The following is a 15280-nucleotide window of genomic DNA, read 5'->3' as shown; positions in this document are numbered from 1 at the left end:
CTTACTCGAGTCCAGCCGGCTCGCGTGCCAGCAGCTGCATCTGCAGGGTGCGCCGGTCCCCGTTCGCCTCCAGCATCTCGATGGTCTCGATTGTCGCCCCGTCGCCGAGGATCCGAATGCGCTGGAACAGGGGCGAGAGCGCGATCGCTCGGGGTGCGAGGTCGAGGGTCCACGCCTGCTCGGTCACGCCGTAGTCGAGCCGATAGTCCGCCTGCAGTGCGGCGAGGTCGCCGGCGAAGGTGGCACGCAGCGCGCCGACCAAGGCCGCCAGCGGCTTGATCTCGGACACGACCAGCTCGTCGGTGATCTGGTTGCCCCTGATGAGTTGCATCCGATCGCCATCCAGCGCGAAGCCGTCACCGTCGTCGCTGATGCGGCGGATGTCGTCCGGCGCCTGGTAGACCAGATTGCCGCGGGTTCCGATGGCGGTGTCGATCAGCCCGGACTCCACGCGCTCTTGATAGGCGACCTCGGCACGCTCGACGCGCCCGAGGAGTTGCATCAGGGCTTGCACGTCGACCGGCTGTCCGGCCGCCGAGAGGGTCCCCGCGTACGACAGGGATAGGTAGAGCGCGAGACAAGCCGCGCGCACTCTAACGACCAGCCCGGGACGGCGGCTGCGGGCCATCGCCCTCCTCCCAAAAGTCGTAGAAGTTGAACCAATTCTCGGGTGCCTCGCGGCTGTAGTGCGCAAGGTGGTCCGCGTAGCGCTGAACCCACTCCTGCAGCGATGCCTTGCGCCGCGCGCGATCGAGCTCGACCCGTTCGGCGAGGACCTCGAAATAGAGGTCGTAGCGGTTGCCGCCGCGATAGATCCCGAAGGGGAGGATCACGGGCACGCCGGTCACCGCGGCGAGGCTCAGCGGGCCGGTCGGGAAGGCGGCGCGGCGACCGAGAAAGTCGCACATCACCGTCGGCTCGTCCGGCATGTGGCGATCCCCGAGCAAGCCGACGATCCGGCCGGCTTGGAGGTTCTCCTGCACGGCCAGGAGCGGCTGCGGCGAGGCGAGCGAGATCACCGAGTCGGCGAACGCGGGGTTCAAGGCGTGCAGCAGCTCCGTGATGATGCGGTTGTGGGTCGGATACATGAGGATCTTCAGCGGCATCCGCGCCTCCTCGATGGCGAGTGCGCGCAGGATCTCGAAGCTGCCGAGATGTGAGCCGAGCAACAGGAAGCCCTGGCCGGCCGCGACCCGGTCGGTGACCCGCTCCGGGTGGTGCAGACGGATATCCAGCAGCTCGCGGCGCCCGGCAAGCAGAAAGACCCGGTCCAGAATGGTCGCCGCAAAGCTGTGGAGATGCCGGGCGATGTCCGGCAGCCGCGCGGGTCTGCCGCGCACTTGGGTCAGGAAGCGCCGCGACGCGCGTCGTTGCGGGCCGGCCTTGATCATGAAATAGAGCGTGATCGGATAGAGCAGCGCACGCGCCGGTGCGCGACCCAGATGGAGCGCGATCCAGAGGATCAGGCGCACCGCGAAAGGGCTGCCGCGCTCGCGTTGGCTGGTCCAGTCGGTCATGGTGCGCGGGGCACGAGCACACCGGAGCAGACCAGCGTCTCCTCGCGCAGACAGGTGAAGCGTACCCCGGTCTCGGTCCCGGGCCCCGGGGTTGTCGGTGTGAAGTGCAGCACCAGGGTGTCGCCGGGCGCCACCGGCCGATGAAACTTCACGCTCGGTATCGAGATGACCGGATCGCCCCCGGAGGCATCCCAGGTGGCGAGCACGAGATCGATCAACATGGATCCGGGCACGATCGGGCGACCGGGGAAATGACCCTCGAACACCGGATGCTCGAGCGGGATGGAGATGAGCCGAGTCTGCATCCTGTTAAACCGCGTCCAGAGAGAAATGCGTAATTTTCATTTTGTGTCGGGCTCGAGGATGTTTCCGACCTTTCTGGGGACGCGGTTTAAGATTTAGTATTTTTTAATACTTTAAACCGCGCCAGCTCCGACAGTTGTCGGAGCTGGCGCGGCCAAGCCAATCCAACAAACGACGCATACCGCACCGGGCGCGGTTTAGTCTGCATCTTGCTCGCCTTCGCGCCCGTTCTCGAGACCGGCCTCGATCCGGGTCTCGATCCGGGTCTCGGTCGCGGTTTCCAAGATCCGCAGCAGGCCCTCCCGCGGCAGTTTTCCGGCCTCGTTCCGGGGCAGGCGATCCACAAAAACAACCCGGCGCGGATAGAAGACCGGATCGATGCGGCCCGCCAGTCCGGCAATCAGGGCCTGCCGGGTCAGCCCCGGCGCGACGGCGATCACGGCGAGGCGTCCGACCGGATCACGGTCCCCGTCGGGTGCCACGAAGACGCCGTCGCGCACGCCCTCGATCGCCGTCAGCTTCAGGTTCAGATCGGCCAGCGAGGCGCGCTTGCCGCCGACCTTGAGCATCTCCGCGGCTCGGCCGACGAGACGAAAGCCAGTGTCGCCATCGAGATCCAAGAGGTCGGCGACCATCGTCGGGGCGGGGATGAAGTCGGCCGTGACGCTGATCCCATCCGCCTCGCGCAACGGACGCACGCTGTCGTACCAGGTCCAAGCCGGATCCCGGCAGGTGCGACGACTGGCGATCGAGCCGGTCTCGGTGCTGCCGTAGATCTCGAGTACCTGCGTGGTCAGCAGCGATTCGACACGCTCGGCCAGCGTCTGCGGCAGCGGGGCGGTCGCCGAGATCACCATGTCCACGGCGGGCCAGGTCAAGCCCGCCTCGACACAGCTCGCGAGATGCACGGGCGTCGTCACCAGGATGCGCGGCGCCGGTGCGCTCGCGAGCGCGTCACGGATGTCGGCCGGAAAGAAGGGGCGGGCGGCGACCGCCGCCGCGCCGGTCACGAAGGGCACCATGATCGACAGCTCCAAGCCGTACATGTGCTGAGGGACGACGGTGGCGACGATGCTGCACTCCGGGCCGAAGCCGAAGCGCCGTGCGGCCGCGCGGGCGCAACCGACGAGATCGCCCCAGCGTTTCGGATGCGGCCGCGGGAGTCCGGTGCTGCCGGAGGTGAAGCCGATGAAGACCTCGCGGTCGGCTGCGATGTCGGGTATTGCCCGTGCGACGCAGGCGCGCGAATCCGGCTCCTCGACGATACCGAGCGGCAGCTCCAATCCATCGACCGGGGTATCGCCGAGGCAGACGGCGCCGGGATAGTCCAAGGCGATCTCGTGCGCGGTCGCGGCGAGCCGGTTCGGCGGGAACAGGCTGACGGCGCCGCGGATCAGACCGGCCGCGAAGGCGAGCGCAAACAGATACCGATCGTTGCAGAGATTGATCAGATAGGGTGCGGCCGGCAGTGTCCGGGCCAGTGCGTCGGCCTTGTTCAGGAATTCTCGATGGGTGACTACCCCTGCCGAGTCGGTCAGAAACAGGGGCCGATCCGACTGGAAGCCGGGCAAGATCGGCAGTGAATCCGGTATCTCGGGCACGCGACGGCTCGGCCTGGATCAGCGAAGATCCAGGCGCAGGGATCCGCGCAGGGAATCGATGAAGGGGGTGTGTTCCAGATCCCGAAGAACCCGACGCCTGATCGGATACTCGATCACGAAGAGCAGGGCGATCAGCGCATAGTTGATGTAGTTGGTGAAGAGCGACCACCAGAACGGCGAGGCGAACAGCCCCAAGAGGATACACTCCAGTCCCAGGATCACGAAGAACAGGGTCCAAACGGCGGTGAGGCGGTGGCCGTAATGGGCAACTGGCTCGGGTAACTCGCCGCGCATTCGCTCGCCGATGCGCGAGATCAGCGCGGTGCGACCCGGCCGCAGTGTCCGACCGAAGATCCAAGCGAAGGCGAAGCAGATGATCACGGGCGGAAGGCGCAGCAGCAGGTCGGCGTGGCCGGCGAGATGCGCGATCACGGCGGCGACCGGACAGGCGAGCGCGAGTGAGAGAAGAAACGGCGAGCGGGAGCGGCCCGGGAGACTGCCCCAGAACATCAGACACAGCCACAACAGGGGTACGACCGGGGCACCCAGGGTGGCTCCGAAATGACTCACGAAGGGGTAGGCGATCGCGAGCGCGGTCAGCACGCGCGCCGAGAGGGTCATGCGTTGCGCCGCTGAGTTTGGATGTAGGTGGCGAGATTTCCGAGCGAGGCGAAGATCTGCTGCACCTTCGGGTCTTCCGAGCTGATGGTCACGCCGTACTCCTTGGACACGGCCAGCGCGAGCTCGAGGGCGTCGATCGAATCGAGCCCGAGCCCGCTGCCGAAGAGCGCATCGTCAGGGTCGATCCGCGTGATGCCGACCTCTTCGAGTCGCAACTCTCGGATCACCATCTGCTCGACCTGCTGGATCGAGGGTTGGGAATCTGTTGCCGTCTCTTCCGTCATGCTTAAAAACCCGCTTAAAACCTTATCAGGATCGGTCGTCGTCGAGACGACATGCAGTGTACTCGGTCAGGAGTGCGAGCTTTACCGATCTGGCGACCGAGCCGAAGCCTGCGTCCTTCAAAGCGTCGATGACGACGTTCGGGGACACGCATTGATCCACGGTGTCCCAATAGTACTGCATCAGCCGGCGGGCGTCGCCGCTGCCGCCCAGCCAAGACGCCAGCGTCGGCACCAGGTGCTTCAAGTAGAGCTTCGCGAGGAGGTGCCCGACAGGCGAGCGCGGCGGCACCATCTCCAAGATCAGCAGTCGACCGCCAGGGCGCAGCACCCGAGCAAACTCGGCGAAGGCGACGCCCAGATCCGCGACGTGGCGCAGGGCATAACCCATGGTGACGACATCGACGCTGGCATCCGGAAGCGGCAGCCTTTCGGCCGTCCCCGATACCCGGTTTCGCACCCCGCGCGCCCCGGCGACCGCGAGCATCGGCATGCTCGGGTCGAGTGCGACGACGACGCCTGAGGTGCCGACGAGCCTCTGCGCATGCGCGGCCATCACGCCGGTGCCGCAGGCGCAGTCGAGCACCCGTTGGCCTTCATGCATCCCGGCACGCACCATCGCCTCCATGCGGTAACGCTCCCCGCGGTTCAGGCTCATCCAGGCATTGATGCGATCGTAGCTCTCGGCGGTGCGATCGAATAAGCCACGAATGTACCCGACACGGTCTTCCTCCGCGGCATAGTGGGCGGGAAGCACCGGGTGAGGGGATAAGCTCCGTTTGACCGGCGGTTGATTCATGGTGGTGCCTCTCGCCTGTCGGCTTGGATGTCCGGGGGAAGATCGCCGGCATGGTGCGGCGAGACGCTGTCGTGTCCTTCGATCTCGATCTCCAGTTCGCGCCGACAGATGGTGCCGTGCAGGTACATGATCTCGGACCGGCCGCGCGTCCAGGCGCGCAGCAGGGTGTCGACCTCGCGGACGCGCTCAGGATCGCGGAGGTAGACCTTGAGCAGGGCCGGCGGGCCATGGTCGGAGCGGCGTGGCGCAATGCGCGCATGCTCGACGAGGCTGCGGAGGTTGCGGATCGTCTCCCGGGTTTGGCGTCTCGGGTCACCCGGATGCATGGTGACATGGCCGACGATGCTCGCGGTGCCCGAGATGGCCAGCTCCAGGGTCCCGTCCGGACCCGAATAGCAGAGTGCGCGTGCGAAGGACGGCGGCCGCGGTCCGTACGGCAAGGGATAACGGTAGGCGCTGATCTGGCGGGGGTTGCCGATCGGCACGCCCGCTCCGCGCCCGGCCAGTGTATGGATCGAGAGGCCCGGTGCCTCGCACCCGATCGCCGTGGCCGCGGGAAAGCCGCGTTCGGGGATCGCGGCCTCCGCAAAGGCCGCGGCGCGGCCTCGGCAGAAGGCTTGATAGCGCTCCAAGCCAAGCTCCTCGTCGTTGATGCGGGACATGTAGTTCCAGATGCGCAGCGGGTGCGGGAAGCCCGTATCGCGCAGGAATGCGAGCAGCTGCTTGTAGGCTCGACCTGTCAGGCGTGACAGGTCGGGCCCGGCGGGCTCGTCGACCAGCAAGTGCGCGAAGAGAAAGTCGCCGCTGCAGACGTAGCCGATGTCGCCCGACCAGCCCGCCGCGCTTGTCTGCGGCAGACGCCAGACCTCGCGCTCGGGCGAGCCGCCGATGGGCGGGGTTGCAATCCGGATGCGGCGTGGGTCGGCGGCATCGCGATCATGGTGGCGTCCGAAGTGGATATCGGCGAGCACCGATCCGTCTGAGTCGTCCGAATCGCAGGTCGCATCAAGGCCGGAATCGCAGCTTGAATAGGCGATCATGGCGGGGGCGCGCGTGCGTCGGCCGGACATGTCGCGATCCGGCGAGTCGGTTTGGATCCGCGTTTCGCTCATCACATCTTGACCGCGACGCAGAGGACTTCGGTCGGTTCTTCCGTTTGGGCACCTCGGCGCCTGTCCCGATCTCCGAGGAGACCGAGGTCGCGCCGCGACCACCAAGGGCTCGATGTCGCCACATCGCGATCATCCACCCGCAAGCCGGCCGAGCGCACCAGGTCGAGATAGCCGTCGGCCGTGCGCTGAGACTCGCGGGGGTGTCGAAACAGCGCCCGGACCAGACCTGTCTCGATGAAGGATCGGCAGGATTCGGCCATCAAGAGCAGCCCGCCCGGGCGTAGAACGCGATGCAGCTCGGCCAGCGCCTCGCGCTGCGGCACCAGGTGATGGAGCACTTGATGGCAGAGCGCCAGGTCGACGGAGGCGTCGGCAAGTGGGATGTCGATCGCGCTGCCGCGTTGCAGGACGAGCTTGTCCGACAGCCCGGTGTCCCGTGTCCGACGCTGTCCGAGCGCGATGAGCTCGGGGTCGATGTCGATTCCGGTGATCCGTCGCGGTGCGAACGCGGCATCGAGCAGCGGTGCCGCGATTCCCTGGCCGCACCCGAGATCGAGGATGTGCCCGCCGACGGCGGCGCGTCCTTCGGCCATCCGCGCGAGGTCCCCGAGCGCTTCGGCGAGGACATACCTGCGCCAGATCTCGGTGCCCAGAAACCAACGCCCGAAACGGGTCTCGCGGACCCAAACGGCCTGCGCACCCGCCGGAGCGGCGCAGCTTGCCGGGGCTATTCGGTCATCCATTCCCATTGCCTTACCTCGACCAAGTCCTTCGACTGCAACACAAACCAGGTGACGACAAACCCGACGGTCCACCCCGATGCCTGCTCCACCAGCGGGCTGTCTTCGAAGACGGCCCCTTGGAGGTTGTCGTAGAGGGCGTAAAGGCTGACGAGCTTTTTCCGATCACGGTGGTAGAGGCTGGTGCGCAGGCGGGTGCCGCCGAAGCCGGCCTCGGCGGCGTAGGCCGGTCGCTCGGCCGTCGCGTCCGCCGCATCGACCTGATAGTAGTAGCGGTTCAATCCGCCGGATCCCCAGAGCGCCTCGGCGCCGATCGACCACTTCCAGGGCCTGTCGAGCAGATCGACCCGGCGCCGGTACGAGATCCGCGGGGTGACCGCATAGCCGACGTATCGGACCCCGTGTCCGACCGACAGGGCCGCTCGTACCGGGAGGTCGAGGATCAACGATTGACTGGAACGTGGCGCAGTCCATGCCTTGTAGCGCAGCATCGGGCCGATTTCCAGGATCGGGTCCAGGTCGTCCATGCCCTCGCGCATCGTGTTGTCGCTGCTGACCGGGACATTGCCGAAGACGCTGAAGTCGAGTCGCAGTCGGCTCGATTCGCCGAGCACTCCCTTGATGCCTTCCTCGTCCGCTTGGAGCTGTCGGCCTCGATAGATCGGCATGACGAAGGGATAGGGATAGGTGCCGGCCTCGCTTGAGCCGCGATAATCCGGGATGCGAATCACTCCGCCGCCGAGGCCGACCTCCCAGAGCGGCAGCACCTCGGCTGATGCCGAGGCCGCAAGGACGCAGAGGGTCAACAGGCGGACCGCGGTTCCTATTGTTTGCCTAAACACGTTGTTCAAGGGGGGTCCATCCGTTGGCCGGCCGTGTGCTGTGAGATGCGAGGTTGCGGCCGGCACACGGAGCCGGCGGTCATGTCACCGCCGGGATCGCCTGTCGGCCGAAGGGCGTATTAAACCTGCTTCGGCGTCTGTTTGCGGATCCTAACCGTGCTCGCTGCGGCGAGCAAGAAACCGAATACCCGCAAAGACAGAATGCCGCATCGAGGGGCTTCATGGTTGTTTTGTCGGCGACCCTAGCCCGGCAGAGCCGGAACCAAGAAACGTGGTCGAAGGCTCTGCTCGTTGTCGTTGTCGTTGTCGTGTTCGTGGTCGTCCGGAATCCGATTGAGACAACGACAACGACAACGAGGAATTCTGCGACGGTTTGTTCAGGACTTGCGGCGAAAGGGACTACCCGAGCCGCAGCGTCTGTTTGTAGAAACGCGGGATGGCGTCCGGGTCGGCGGTCATGAGGATGTTGTCGAGCACCCAGCTCGGCAGTCGGCCCTGAGCGGCCATGCGTGCCAGTTGGGTCTCGAGACCCTCCCAATAGAAGCCCTCGCCGGAGCCGTCGAAGAAGACGATGGGCCCGGCCTCGATGACGCCGAGCTTCATGTCGGTGAGCGTCAGGCCGATCTCTTCCAGCGTTCCGACGCCGCCCGAGAGAAAGATGTGGAAGCTGGCGATCTCGAACCAGCGCTGGCGCGACTGGCGGCTGCGCGCCTGGAAGGTCTGGTAATAGTCGGCGCTTTGATTGGGCCTCTGGTCCAGCGTCTCGATATAGCTGGAGCCGACCAGCAGGCCGAGCCGGTGTGCAGCCTCGGTGACTTGAAGCATGGCGCCCGGGCCGCCGCCGGTGAGGATGCTGATGTCGCTGCCGAACAGGCCCTTCAGATTGGTGAGGAGATGCTCGGTCCGGCGGGCGGACCCCTCGTCCAGCGGCTTGATGGATCCGTAGATGGCGAAGACCAGGCTGGAGCGGAAGCGGTCGACCTGCTCGGGCGAGGTGAAGTAACCGCGCAGCCCGCGGAAGACGTGTCGCACGACTTGAGCGCGCGCATCGTTGCACCAGAAGACCTCGATGCCGAGACCCTCGTAGTCGGCCAGTCGGCCGTGGTCGCGGGCGGACAGGAAGTGGCCATGCTCGAAGGAGGCGCGTCGAAAGACGATGCGACCGATGCGTTGGCGCAGGGCCGCGGCGCAGATCTCGGTGTGCTCGATGAGATTCGGGAAGTAGCCGAGCAGCAGCGTGGCGCGTGCGCCGTCGGCCAGATCCTCCAGGATCCCGGTGCCGTATTCGGTGCGGGTGTCGAGCTTCAGGCCCTCGGCGACCAGACCGGCCGCCAGGTCGGTTCCGCCGCGTGGGTCGCGCGGCTCCTCGGGTTGGGTCCAGATGCGATCGGGTCGAGCGCCGCCGAGCAGGGTCTCGGGATGCTGCGTCACCGCCATCATGCGATGCGAGTAGCGGTCCTCGAGCGGACCCGCTTCGAGCCGATCGAAGATCTCCGCCAGCCGAGGGTAGTCGTTGCCGCGCTCCGCATCCGCGGACGCGGTGCTCGCGCGACCGTGCCAATAGCGTCGAGTCGGTGTGACCGGGATCGCGTCGTGCACGGATGCGGCGACACTCGGGTTGATGATCAACTGCTCGGAGCGGTTGATGAATTCCAGATAGACATTCGTGCCGCGCGTGGAGACCGGGTCCAGGACCGTCGCCTGCAGATGAAAGCCGAGCGCGTCGTCCAGATTGCGGAGCACCACGTAATGGCGGTGCAGAAACATGGAGCAGGCCGTCACCAGACCGTCGTTCGGGGGCAGCGCGATGTGATCGACCGCCTCGCGGATCTGCAGACGGTTCAGCAGGTCCTTGCCGTCGGCATGGGTGGCGATCGCGGTGATCTGCTCGAGCGTCAAGGGCTGGAGAAATCGGAAGAGCTGTCGCTGCGGCCGCAGGATGAGATAGCCGTTGCTGTCGACCGAGAAGCCGGCCGGGACCTGGATCTCGTTGCCCTGGATGAGGCCGTGGATGGCGGCGGAGTCGAGCCGATTGTCCTGCGGGCAGAACACCAGGCGTCCGACCCGCAGGCCCGGGACCACGATGTGCTGCAGGTGCTCGGCGATGCCGAAGGAGTGGATCGCCGAGACGACCTGGAGCGTGAGTGTGCAATGGTCGCCGTTGAAGAGCGGCGCGTCGAGCGGGCAGATGTTGATCCCGATCCGTGCGAGCCGACTGCGGGCGGCAAAGACCAGATCGGACTCCCGACCCTTCACGAGCGCACGAAACCGCGGCGAGATCGCGAACCGCGCCTCGACCCGAAAGCCTTCCTCGTCGGTGCCGACGAGGGCCGTGATCCAACCGTCGCCGGTTTCGGGGGTCGCGTACATGTCCTGGTCCTGATGTCGCATGGGTGTCGCCGGGGTGTCGCCGGGTTGTTGCCGGGGACGGATCGACGTTCGTGAGCGGGTCCGCCGGGGGACCGTGCTTGCATCCGCGCGCCGCGCGCCGGGGTTTACCCGGTGTTTCCCGGCCGATGCTAGAATGTCCGGCCGAACAACATGCAGCGCGACTCCCCTGGTGTCAACCGGCCCGGCTCATGGTCGCAGTTCCGGATCCGGGGGCGCGCTTGGTCGATATCGAGTGAAGAGAGGTCATCGATGGCGGGTCACAGCAAATGGGCCAACATCAAGCATCGCAAGGCTGCGCAGGACAAACAGCGCGGCAAGGTCTGGACCAAGCTGATTCGCGAGGTGACGGTCGCGAGCCGCGAAGTCGGCGGTGATCCGGGTGCGAATCCGCGGTTGCGTCTGGCGATGGACAAGGCGTTCGGCGCCAACATGCCGCGCGATACGGTCGAGCGCGCCATCAAGCGCGGCGCCGGCGGGGTGGAGGGCGATGACTACGAGGAGATCCGCTACGAGGGCTACGGGCCCGGCGGGGTCGCCATCATGGTCGATTGCATGACCGACAACCGCAACCGCACCGCGGCCGAGGTTCGTCATGCCTTCAGCAAGCACGGCGGAAACCTGGGTACCGACGGCTCGGTCGGCTATCTCTTCACCAAGCAGGGCATCATCAGCTTCCAGCCCGGCACCGACGAGGATGCGGTGATGGAAGCGGCGCTCGAGGCCGGTGCCGAGGATGTCCTCGCCAACGACGACGGCTCGCTCGACGTGGTCACCACCCCCGAGGCGTTTGCCTCGGTGAAGGACGCGCTCACCCAAGCCGGGTTCGACACCGAGGTGGCGGAAGTCTCCTACAACGCCGCGACTCTCGCCGAGCTCGATCGCGACACGGCCGAGAAGCTGCTGCGGCTGGTCGATGTCCTCGACGACCTGGACGACGTCCAAGAGGTCTACCACAACGCCGATATCGCCGACGAGATCCTGGCCGAGCTCGATGCTTGACGATCCGCAGCGACCGGTCGGCGTTTGCGTCGGCCGCAAGCCGATCGGCTCCCCGGCGAAGCTCCGCCATCGCATCCTGGGCATCGATCCGGGCTCGCGCACGACCGGCTACGGGGTCATCGATACCGACGGTCAGCGCAGCCGTTGGATCGCCAGCGGCACCCTGCGGGTCGGCGAATACCCCTGGCCGGATCGTCTCGGCCGCATCTTCGACGGTGTCGCCGCCATCGTGGCCGAGCACGCGCCCCACGAGTTGGCGGTGGAGCAGCTCATCTTCGCCCGTGATCCGACCGCCGCACTCAAGATCGGTCAGGCGCGCGGCGCGGCACTCTGCGCCGGGCTCAAATCCGGTGTGACGGTGCATGAATACAGTCCCAAGACGGTCAAGCTTGCCGTCGTCGGCACCGGCGGGGCCGACAAGGCCCAGGTCCAACATATGATTCGGGTCCTGCTTGCGTTGACCGAGACACCCTGCGAGGACGAGGCCGACGCCTTGGCGATCGCGCTCTGTCATGCCCACTCGATGGGTATCCCGGCGCGCGGACGGGCGTCCGCCTCCTGGCGGGATTGGCGTCCGTGATCGGCCGTCTGCACGGCCGGATCCTCGCCAAGCACCCACCGCAGCTGCTGTTGGACGTGGGCGGTGTCGGCTACGAGGTCGAGGCCCCCATGTCGACCTTCTACGACCTACCCGCCGTCGGCGAGACCGTCGCCCTGGTCACCCATTTAGTCGTACGCGAGGACGCCTGGTCGCTCTACGGATTCGGCCGCGAGCAGGAGCGCGCGCTCTTTCGGCGTCTGCTCAAGGTCACCGGCGTCGGTGCCAAGATGGCCTTGGCGATCCTCTCCTCGATGGACGCCGCGCGCTTTGCGCACTGTATCGAGCACGAAGACCTCGACGTGCTGATCCGGGTCCCGGGGATCGGCCGGAAGACGGCCCAGCGCCTGGTGATGGAATTGCGCGACAGCCTGGATGTGATTCCGGGCAGCGCACCCCATCTCCCCGAGACGCGGGCCGGCGGCGCCGACCCGCGCGAGCAGGCCCTCGCCGATGCGGTCAGCGCGCTGGTGGCCCTAGGCTATCGCCCCGTCGATGCGACGCGAATGGCCCGCGCAGCGGATGACGGCAGCGGCGGCGCCGAGGAGATCATCCGCAGCGCCCTGCGGGCTGCCAGCGGGCGCTGAACCATATCCCGCGTCCTTGCGGGCTAGAGCACTTGGTAGCCTTGATCAAAAGCAAGGTGTACAGAGGCCGTAGGATGGGTAGAGCGCAGCGAAACCCATCCTCCAAGCTCCGGCACTGCCCAACCGACCTGTTCATGTTGATTTTGAATCGTTCCTAAACCGCGTCCAGAGCGACATGCGTTGTTTTCATTTTGGGTTGGGCTTCGGAGATGTCCTCGATCCCGGTGAGACGCGGTTTAAACCGCGCCCGGAGCGGTATGCGATGTTTTTGGATGGGGTCGACCCCGGCAGTTTTGACGACCGCTGGAGGCGGCGCGGTTTAAGATATTAAAAAATATATTATTTTAAACCGCGCCCCTGTCAAGGGTCGTGAATGCACCAAAGGTCGAGCCCACTCGAAGGTGAGCGTCTCACTCTGGACGCGGTTTAGAACTTAATCTTTTTAAATACTTTGAACCGCGCCGGCTCCGACAGTCGTCGGAGCCGGCGCGGCCAAACCACTCCAACACATGACGCATACCGCACCGGGCGCGGTTTAAACGACAAGGGGAAACGGGTGACCAACGACCAGACCGCCGAGCTTCAAGATCGGGTCCGCGCCGCAGCCGATGCCTCATTGCACCTGCGCTTGGAGGGCAAGGGCACCAAGTCGGGTCTTGGACGTGCGGTCGATGGCGAGGTCCTGTCCCTGTCCGGGCATACCGGGATCCTCAACTACCAGCCCAAGGAGCTGGTCGTCACCGCGCGCTGCGGTACGCCGCTGCGCGAGATCGAGGCCGCGCTCGCCGAGCAGGGCCAGATGCTCCCGTTCGAGCCCCCGCATTTCGACGATGCCGCTGGCGGGGACAACTCGACTTCGGGTGCGACCTTGGGCGGAACCATCGCCTGCGGTCTCTCCGGTCCCGCGCGACCCTACGCGGGCTCGGCCCGCGACTTGGTGCTCGGCACGCGCGTGCTGACCGGGCGAGCGGAGATCCTGCGCTTCGGCGGCGAGGTGATGAAGAACGTTGCCGGCTACGACATCTCGCGACTCATGACCGGGGCCTTCGGCACACTCGGTGTCCTGCTCGACATCAGCGTGAAGGTGCTCCCGATTCCGACGACCGGCCGGACGCTGGTCCAGACCTGCTCGCAGGCCGAGGCGATCGCCCGTATGACGGGCTGGGCCGCGAAGCCCCTGCCGATCAGCGCGACCTGTTTCGACGGCGAGCAGCTGTGGGTTCGATTGTCCGGCAACCACGGCGGCGTCTCCGCCGCCGCCGAGCGCATCGGGGGCGAGGCGGTCGATGACGGCGAGGCGCTCGTCTTCTGGCGCGATCGGATACGCGAGCAGGGTCATCCCTTCTTTGCCGGCGGTGCACCCTTGTGGCGCTTGTCGGTACCGCCGACCGTCGCGCCCCTGTCGCTGCCGGGCGCCCAGCTGATCGAGTGGGGCGGGGCGCAACGCTGGCTGCGCAGCGATGCCTCGGCCGACGTCATCCGTTCCGCGGTCGGCTCGGTCGGCGGGCATGCCACGCTCTTTCGCGGAGGGGATCGCCGCTCCGAGGTCTTCCACCCGCTCCCGGCCCGACTCATGACACTGCATTACGAGATGAAACGGGCCTTCGATCCGAACGGCATCCTGAACCTCGGTCGACTCTACGCGACCCTCTAGGAGCCAGGCATGCAGACCGAGATCCTGCCCGAGTTTCTGAGCACGCCCGCCGGCCGCGAGGCCGACGCCATCCTGCGCACCTGCGTGCACTGCGGCTTCTGCACGGCGACCTGCCCCACCTATCAGCTGCTCGGCGACGAGCTTGACGGACCGCGCGGACGCATCTACCAGATCAAGCTGGTCATGGAAGGCCAGGCGCCGACCCGCATCACCCAGCAGCATCTCGACCGCTGTCTGACCTGCCGCTCCTGCGAGACGACCTGTCCGTCGGGTGTGCGTTATGCGCGTCTGCTCGATATCGGGCGACACCTGGTCGAGGAGCGCGTGGAGCGTCCGGTGTCCGAGCGTCTGCTGCGCTGGGCGCTCGTCAAAACCGTGCCCTATCCGTCGCGATTCGGCCCCTTGATGCGGATCGGGCGCTGGGTGAAGCCGCTGCTGCCGGCCAAGCTCAAGGCGAAGCTGCCGACACCGCGCCCGGCCGGTGCCTGGCCGAAGCCCGCCGGGCGTCGTCGTATGCTGGTGCTCGGCGGGTGCGTCCAGTCGGTCGCCACACCCAAGACCAATGCCGCGGCGGCGCGGGTGCTGGCGCGGCTCGGCGTCGATCTGATCGAGTCGCCCGACGCCGGCTGCTGCGGTGCTGCGGCCTATCACCTGAACGCCTTGACGGACGGGCTCGACGCCATGCGGCGCAATATCGACGCCTGGTGGCCCGAGATCGAGGCGGGCTGCGAGGCGATCCTGGTCACCGCGAGCGGTTGCGGTGCCATGGTGAAGGATTACGGACATGCGCTGGCCGAGGATCCCCGTTATGCCGAGCGGGCCGCGCGTGTGGCGGCCTTGGCGCGCGATCCGATCGAGGTCATCGCGAGCCTGGATCTCGCACCGCTCGGCTCGCCTGGCGCAGGTCGCAAGGTCGCCTTCCATGCACCCTGTACGCTGCAGCACGGCCAGCAGCTCAAGCAGGTCGTCGAGCCGATCCTGAGTCGGCTGGGTTTCGCGATGACTCCCGTGCCGGACGGCCATCTGTGCTGCGGCTCCGCCGGAACCTATTCAATCACGCAGCCCGAGCTCTCCGCGCGTCTGCTTGCGAACAAGGTCGATGCCTTGGAGTCGGGCCGACCGGAGCTGATCGCGACGGCCAATATCGGCTGCCAGCTCCAGATCGGCGGCGGCACCGCGATCCCCGTCGTCCACTGGCTCGAGCTGCTCGACGGCTGAGCCGCGGTCGGTCCGCT

16 protein-coding genes are annotated in these 15280 nt (G+C 66.6%); 5 read left to right on the top strand and 11 right to left on the bottom strand.

All coding sequences use genetic code 11. The features are described 5' to 3' along the window. Position 1: 1 nt before the first annotated feature. The 11 genes from KFB96_RS13575 to KFB96_RS13525 all read right to left on the bottom strand — a co-directional run bounded on the left by KFB96_RS13575 (position 2) and on the right by KFB96_RS13525 (position 10186). A complete protein-coding gene (locus tag KFB96_RS13575) occupies positions 2-628 on the bottom strand; it encodes a LolA-related protein (RefSeq protein WP_213457927.1) in 627 nt (208 codons plus the stop codon). Beyond that, positions 594-1517, bottom strand: coding sequence for a lipid A biosynthesis acyltransferase (locus KFB96_RS13570; RefSeq protein ID WP_213457928.1), 924 nt, complete (start codon positions 1515-1517; stop codon positions 594-596). Before KFB96_RS13570 ends, KFB96_RS13575 begins: the two co-directional genes overlap by 35 nt. Then, entirely contained in the window at positions 1514-1822 is a 309-nt protein-coding gene (locus KFB96_RS13565) for a hypothetical protein (protein ID WP_213457929.1), read from the bottom strand. Before KFB96_RS13565 ends, KFB96_RS13570 begins: the two co-directional genes overlap by 4 nt. A gap of 195 nt (positions 1823-2017) precedes the next feature. Continuing rightward, positions 2018-3421, bottom strand: coding sequence for an AMP-binding protein (locus tag KFB96_RS13560; RefSeq protein ID WP_213457930.1), 1404 nt, complete (start codon positions 3419-3421; stop codon positions 2018-2020). A gap of 18 nt (positions 3422-3439) precedes the next feature. Next, on the bottom strand, positions 3440-4042 hold the full coding sequence (locus KFB96_RS13555; protein WP_213457931.1) for a hypothetical protein: 603 nt from the start codon (positions 4040-4042) through the stop codon (positions 3440-3442). Beyond that, entirely contained in the window at positions 4039-4326 is a 288-nt protein-coding gene (locus KFB96_RS13550) for a phosphopantetheine-binding protein (protein WP_213457932.1), read from the bottom strand. Before KFB96_RS13550 ends, KFB96_RS13555 begins: the two co-directional genes overlap by 4 nt. Positions 4327-4351: 25 nt before the next feature. Continuing rightward, positions 4352-5122 (bottom strand): class I SAM-dependent methyltransferase, encoded by a 771-nt coding sequence (locus KFB96_RS13545; protein WP_213457933.1) that lies wholly within the window; start codon positions 5120-5122, stop codon positions 4352-4354. Beyond that, complete coding sequence (locus tag KFB96_RS13540; RefSeq protein WP_213457934.1) at positions 5119-6192, bottom strand: hypothetical protein; 1074 nt, start codon at positions 6190-6192, stop codon at positions 5119-5121. The genes KFB96_RS13545 and KFB96_RS13540 overlap by 4 nt, the downstream gene beginning before the upstream one ends. 41 nt (positions 6193-6233) lie before the next feature. Further along, positions 6234-6977, bottom strand: coding sequence for a class I SAM-dependent methyltransferase (locus KFB96_RS13535; RefSeq protein WP_213457935.1), 744 nt, complete (start codon positions 6975-6977; stop codon positions 6234-6236). Continuing rightward, positions 6962-7816: a MipA/OmpV family protein gene (locus tag KFB96_RS13530; protein WP_300971713.1), complete on the bottom strand. Its 855-nt coding sequence runs from the start codon at positions 7814-7816 to the stop codon at positions 6962-6964. The genes KFB96_RS13535 and KFB96_RS13530 overlap by 16 nt, the downstream gene beginning before the upstream one ends. A gap of 399 nt (positions 7817-8215) precedes the next feature. Continuing rightward, entirely contained in the window at positions 8216-10186 is a 1971-nt protein-coding gene (locus KFB96_RS13525; protein WP_213457937.1) for an LOG family protein, read from the bottom strand. Between the two features lie 270 nt (positions 10187-10456). Between KFB96_RS13525 and KFB96_RS13520 the strand changes: the two genes are divergently transcribed. From KFB96_RS13520 to glcF, 5 genes are all read left to right on the top strand, one after another. Continuing rightward, complete coding sequence (locus tag KFB96_RS13520; protein ID WP_213457938.1) at positions 10457-11206, top strand: YebC/PmpR family DNA-binding transcriptional regulator; 750 nt, start codon at positions 10457-10459, stop codon at positions 11204-11206. Then, on the top strand, positions 11199-11786 hold the full coding sequence (ruvC, locus tag KFB96_RS13515) for a crossover junction endodeoxyribonuclease RuvC (RefSeq protein ID WP_300970193.1): 588 nt from the start codon (positions 11199-11201) through the stop codon (positions 11784-11786). The genes KFB96_RS13520 and ruvC overlap by 8 nt, the downstream gene beginning before the upstream one ends. Next, positions 11783-12391 (top strand): Holliday junction branch migration protein RuvA, encoded by a 609-nt coding sequence (gene ruvA, locus KFB96_RS13510; protein WP_213457939.1) that lies wholly within the window; start codon positions 11783-11785, stop codon positions 12389-12391. The genes ruvC and ruvA overlap by 4 nt, the downstream gene beginning before the upstream one ends. 556 nt (positions 12392-12947) lie before the next feature. Next, on the top strand, positions 12948-14045 hold the full coding sequence (gene glcE, locus KFB96_RS13505) for a glycolate oxidase subunit GlcE (protein WP_213457940.1): 1098 nt from the start codon (positions 12948-12950) through the stop codon (positions 14043-14045). Positions 14046-14054: 9 nt separating this feature from the next. Beyond that, a complete protein-coding gene (gene glcF / locus KFB96_RS13500) occupies positions 14055-15263 on the top strand; it encodes a glycolate oxidase subunit GlcF (protein ID WP_213457941.1) in 1209 nt (402 codons plus the stop codon). The last annotated feature ends 17 nt before the right edge of the window (positions 15264-15280 follow it).

This window comes from Thiocapsa sp. (genome assembly GCF_018399035.1).
In the GTDB taxonomy this organism is placed as follows: domain Bacteria; phylum Pseudomonadota; class Gammaproteobacteria; order Chromatiales; family Chromatiaceae; genus Thiocapsa.
Note: the sequence above shows the minus strand (reverse complement) of the source record. Positions and strands in the feature narration are given on the sequence as shown.

Coding starts and splice junctions, on each gene's coding strand:
- KFB96_RS13555 (WP_213457931.1), bottom strand. CDS start 4,042: ATGACCCTCTCGGCGCGCGTGCTGACCGCGCTCGCGATCGCCTACCCC.
- KFB96_RS13550 (WP_213457932.1), bottom strand. CDS start 4,326: ATGACGGAAGAGACGGCAACAGATTCCCAACCCTCGATCCAGCAGGTC.
- KFB96_RS13545 (WP_213457933.1), bottom strand. CDS start 5,122: ATGAATCAACCGCCGGTCAAACGGAGCTTATCCCCTCACCCGGTGCTT.
- KFB96_RS13520 (WP_213457938.1), top strand. CDS start 10,457: ATGGCGGGTCACAGCAAATGGGCCAACATCAAGCATCGCAAGGCTGCG.
- ruvC (WP_300970193.1), top strand. CDS start 11,199: ATGCTTGACGATCCGCAGCGACCGGTCGGCGTTTGCGTCGGCCGCAAG.
- KFB96_RS13570 (WP_213457928.1), bottom strand. CDS start 1,517: ATGACCGACTGGACCAGCCAACGCGAGCGCGGCAGCCCTTTCGCGGTG.
- KFB96_RS13540 (WP_213457934.1), bottom strand. CDS start 6,192: ATGTCCGGCCGACGCACGCGCGCCCCCGCCATGATCGCCTATTCAAGC.
- KFB96_RS13525 (WP_213457937.1), bottom strand. CDS start 10,186: ATGTACGCGACCCCCGAAACCGGCGACGGTTGGATCACGGCCCTCGTC.
- glcF (WP_213457941.1), top strand. CDS start 14,055: ATGCAGACCGAGATCCTGCCCGAGTTTCTGAGCACGCCCGCCGGCCGC.
- KFB96_RS13535 (WP_213457935.1), bottom strand. CDS start 6,977: ATGGATGACCGAATAGCCCCGGCAAGCTGCGCCGCTCCGGCGGGTGCG.
- KFB96_RS13565 (WP_213457929.1), bottom strand. CDS start 1,822: ATGCAGACTCGGCTCATCTCCATCCCGCTCGAGCATCCGGTGTTCGAG.
- KFB96_RS13575 (WP_213457927.1), bottom strand. CDS start 628: ATGGCCCGCAGCCGCCGTCCCGGGCTGGTCGTTAGAGTGCGCGCGGCT.